Raw genomic sequence first — 3,973 nt, forward strand, 5'->3', positions numbered from 1 at the left:
CAAAGCCTGATAGGAAAGGCGCGCGTGCCGGATTTGGAACAGCTATTTCTGCGGTCGCAAACGTTAGTTTTTCCACGGAATCGGCTCTCTACCGGCATTCGCCGCAAGATGCACAGAGGCCGCTGAGAACGGCAGTGCAAAAGTTGGCCACGGAAGTGGCGTGATAATCTCGCTGCGGGCAGCATAAAATGTTGCCACCTTGGCCCTTTCTGTTTGCAGGGAGGGCGGGAGATTTTAGTCGTGGATTTGTATTTGAAGGTCCGCCTCGCGCGTCGGGGCGGTATGAGCGAACGGCAGGCCGCCAGCCATTTCGGGATCTCGCGTGCAAGCGTGAAGAAGATGATGATGTTTTCGGTGCCGCCCGGTTATCAGCGAACGGCGCAGATCAAGCGGCCCAAGCTGGACGGGTTCACCGGCTTCATCGACCAATGGATGCAAGACGATCTGAACCGTCCCCGTAAACAGCGCCACACCGCCAAGCGCATTTTTGAACGACTATGCGAGGAGCACCATTTTCAAGGCGGCTATACGACGGTCAAGAACTATGTCCGGGAACACGGGCGGCGCAGCCGAGAGATGTTTGTCCCGCTGGCACATACCCCCGGCCATGCCCAAGCGGATTTCGGCGAAGCCATGGTTGTGATCGGCGGGGTTGAGCAGAAGGCGTATTTCTTCGCGCTGGATTTGCCTTACAGCGATGCATGCTTTGTTCGGGCTTATCCTGCGGCGGTCTCCGAGGCCTGGGTTGATGGCCATGTGCATGCTTTTGCATTCTTCGGCCGGGTTCCGCAGTCGGTTCTTTATGACAACGATCGATGCCTGGTCGCGAAGATCCTCCGGGACGGCTCGCGCAAGCGGACCAAGCTGTTCAGTGGGTTCCTGTCGCATTACTTCATCCACGATCGTTACGGCCGACCGGGTAAGGGCAACGATAAAGGCGCTGTTGAGGGTCTGGTCGGATATGCCCGGCGCAACTTCATGGTGCCGATCCCACATTTTGCCACGTGGGAGGCGTTCAATCTTTGGCTGGAAGCGCAATGCCGCAAGCGTCAAGCGGATGTCTTGCGCGGTCACAGCGAGAGTATTGGGCAACGTTTGGCCCGTGACCTTGATGCCATGATGGATCTGCCAGCGTCTCCATTTGATGCCTGTGATCAGGCCACCAGCCAAGTGAACTCGCAATCCCTGGTGCGCTACAAAACCAACGATTATTCAGTTCCTGTCGCCTACGGGCACCGCGATGTCTGGCTTCGTGGTTATGTTGATCAGGTGGTCATTGGCTGTGGCGGTGATGTCATCGCCCGCCACCCTCGATGTTGGGATCGCGAAGACATGGTCTTTGACCCGGTGCATTATCTGCCCCTTTTGGAGCAGAAGGTGGGTGCCCTCGATCAGGCGGCCCCGTTGGTGGAATGGGAACTGCCAGAGGAATTTGCGACCCTGCGCCGCCTGATGGAGGCACGGATGATCAAGGCAGGCCGGCGTGAGTATGTGCAGGTCTTGCGGCTCTTGGAGACATTCGAGATGGCAGACCTACAGGTTGCCGTCAAAAACGCACTTCGCATGGGGGCCATTGGGTTTGACGCCGTCAAACACCTCGTGCTGTGCCAGGTCGAGAAACGGCCACCCAAGCTGGATCTGGATGTCTATCCGTATCTGCCAAAGGCCAATGTCGGCACGACGTCGGCGGCCAGTTATATGTCCCTGATGAAGCGGGGGCAGGCAGCATGAGCGACGCTCCCCAAATCCTTCTGGACCACCGCCTCAAATCGCTGCGGCTGCCGACCGTTCTGCGGGAATACAGCAAACTGGCCAAGCAAGCCGGAGCCGAGGGACTGGACCATGTGCAATTCCTTGCACGTCTGATCGAACTGGAGATGATTGACCGGGAACGCAGGATGATCGAGCGCAGGATCAAAGCCGCAAAGTTCCCAGCCGTCAAAAGCCTGGACAGCTTCAACTTCAAGGCGATCCCGGCCTTGAACAAGATGCAGGTGCTGGAGCTGGCGCGCTGCGAATGGATCGAACGGCGCGAGAATGTCATCGCGCTTGGGCCTTCTGGCACCGGCAAGACCCATGTCGCCTTGGGCCTTGGCCTGTCAGCATGCCAGAAAGGCCTGTCCGTTGGATTTGTCACCGCCGCCGCACTCGTCCATGAGCTGATGGAAGCCAGAGACGAACGCAGACTGCTACGGCTTCAAAAGCAGATGGTGGGTCACAAGCTGCTGATCATCGACGAGCTGGGCTTTGTGCCACTGAGCAAAACCGGGGCCGAGCTGCTGTTTGAATTGATCTCCCAACGCTACGAGCGCGGCTCCACGCTGATCACAAGCAACCTGCCATTCGACGAATGGACAGAAACATTTGGGTCAGAACGCCTGACAGGCGCACTGCTCGACCGCCTGACACACCACGTCAACATCCTCGAGATGAACGGCGAAAGCTACCGCCTTGGCCAGAGCAAGGCGCGTCAAGAAACGCCCAAAACCTAAACTTCAATCGCACAGATTGGCCCTGACGGGCCAAAGCATCCGGTCAACCGCAAGCTATATGACAAGCGCGGCTGCCCGGATGCTGGCGCTCGTCTATACGCTGATTATCCCAGCCCCAAAGTGGCAACATTTTACGCTGCCCTTTGGCTCACTTTTACTCTGCCGTTGACATAAGCGGCGAAGGCCGCGCCATCTATTACCGACAGTGCATTCGCAAAGCGAATGTCACGAGAGGCATGGCACCTTTGATCACCCAGGGGGGCGATCATCGCGTCGGCACTCAGTCCGGCTATGAAGGTCTGGGTGCCCCATGAGCCGAAGGGGGCGTCCATGATCAGGCGGTTTCCGCAAGGGGCCCATCCCCTCTGCCTCGTCAGGTTTGTCTTCACTGATGTTTCATCAATAAAGACAACGCGTTCCGGGTGCTTCGATACGGCTGGAATGCGGTGCTTGAACCAATCCTCGCGCTGTCGCCTTACCTTCGCACGGCGGCGTTCGGTGGCAACCAGTGATTTTTTTATACGTGTAGCCCAGCTTGCGAAGGAACTTGCCGATGGCGTTGGGGTGCGCCTGAACCCGCGTTGCGTCAAACAGGGCTGCACTCAGCTCGGGCATCGTGATGTCTCCGTCTTGCGCGATGATTTCGGCAAAGAAGCCCAGATGCGGGTCCAACTTGCCCTTGCCTTTCGGCCGACCCTGCCGAGCTGCCTCAGCCCGACCCGTGCGTCGGATCGCAAGCGCCCAACGCGCTCCCGTGGCCGGCGAGAGCTTCAAGCGCGATGCCGCTGCACGACCGCTTAACCCTTCCTCAATGTATCTCTGAAACCGCGCCCGAAGCGCCTCTGGCAAAGGTGCTGACATGATCCATCCTCCCAACCAAGATGAATCACAAAATCATACCCATGGGAATCTGGAGGGTTCTGTGAGGTTCGCGGGCGCAACGCCGATGCTGCCGCACGGGTGCCTGGCGGACCTCATTGAAGCCGGATTGAACGAACCTGCGGGATGTCTGGCGCTATGGGGATTGTGGTTCTGGCGCGGGCCCGGGGTGGAGGGCGCGAGGGCGGATATGCAGATCGATGGGGCCGGCTGGGCGGCCGCCGGGGTCGGTCTCGGCTTCTGGGGATCGGTGCAGCGATCCGGTCTGGCGTATTATTGCCTCGTGGGACGGTCGGAGCCACGATAATCGCGGCGCCAGCCCGCAGAGCACATGGCCGGTCCTCGTGGGAGCCGGTTTGCGATCATGTACCAGTAATTTGCCGTAGACGTTCATGTGCTGTCGTTCCAGAATGGCCCGCCGGGTGGCGCCTGGCCGTGATACCAGACCGCGATCGTGACCATCGGGCGACCGCAGCAGGGGCATGGACGCGGAGTGGGCGCGACCTTCGCCATGGGTTCTGCGCGACCCTCTGCTTCCGGCACCTGAGCAGCCAGCATCACCCTGCAGGCCGCGAGACGGGCGGCGCGCTGGCCGTTGGCGA

Annotated in this window: 3 protein-coding genes and 1 pseudogene; 2 read left to right on the forward strand and 2 right to left on the reverse strand. The window is 59.5% G+C overall.

All coding sequences use genetic code 11. The features are described 5' to 3' along the window. Positions 1 to 282 precede the first annotated feature (282 nt). Positions 283 to 1,731: an IS21 family transposase gene (istA, locus tag LCF60_RS23655; protein ID WP_292294988.1), complete on the forward strand. Its 1,449-nt coding sequence runs from the start codon at positions 283 to 285 to the stop codon at positions 1,729 to 1,731. After that, complete coding sequence (istB, locus tag LCF60_RS23660) at positions 1,728 to 2,492, forward strand: IS21-like element helper ATPase IstB (RefSeq protein WP_292294989.1); 765 nt, start codon at positions 1,728 to 1,730, stop codon at positions 2,490 to 2,492. Before istA ends, istB begins: the two co-directional genes overlap by 4 nt. A gap of 399 nt (positions 2,493 to 2,891) precedes the next feature. Here istB and LCF60_RS23665 read toward each other — a convergent pair whose 3' ends face one another. Beyond that, a complete protein-coding gene (locus tag LCF60_RS23665) occupies positions 2,892 to 3,164 on the reverse strand; it encodes a hypothetical protein (protein WP_292294990.1) in 273 nt (90 codons plus the stop codon). 597 nt (positions 3,165 to 3,761) lie between these two features. Further along, positions 3,762 to 3,973: pseudogene (locus tag LCF60_RS23670) on the reverse strand (IS91 family transposase); the annotation flags it as partial.

The organism is Marivita sp., from assembly GCF_020055635.1.
Taxonomy (GTDB): domain Bacteria; phylum Pseudomonadota; class Alphaproteobacteria; order Rhodobacterales; family Rhodobacteraceae; genus Marivita.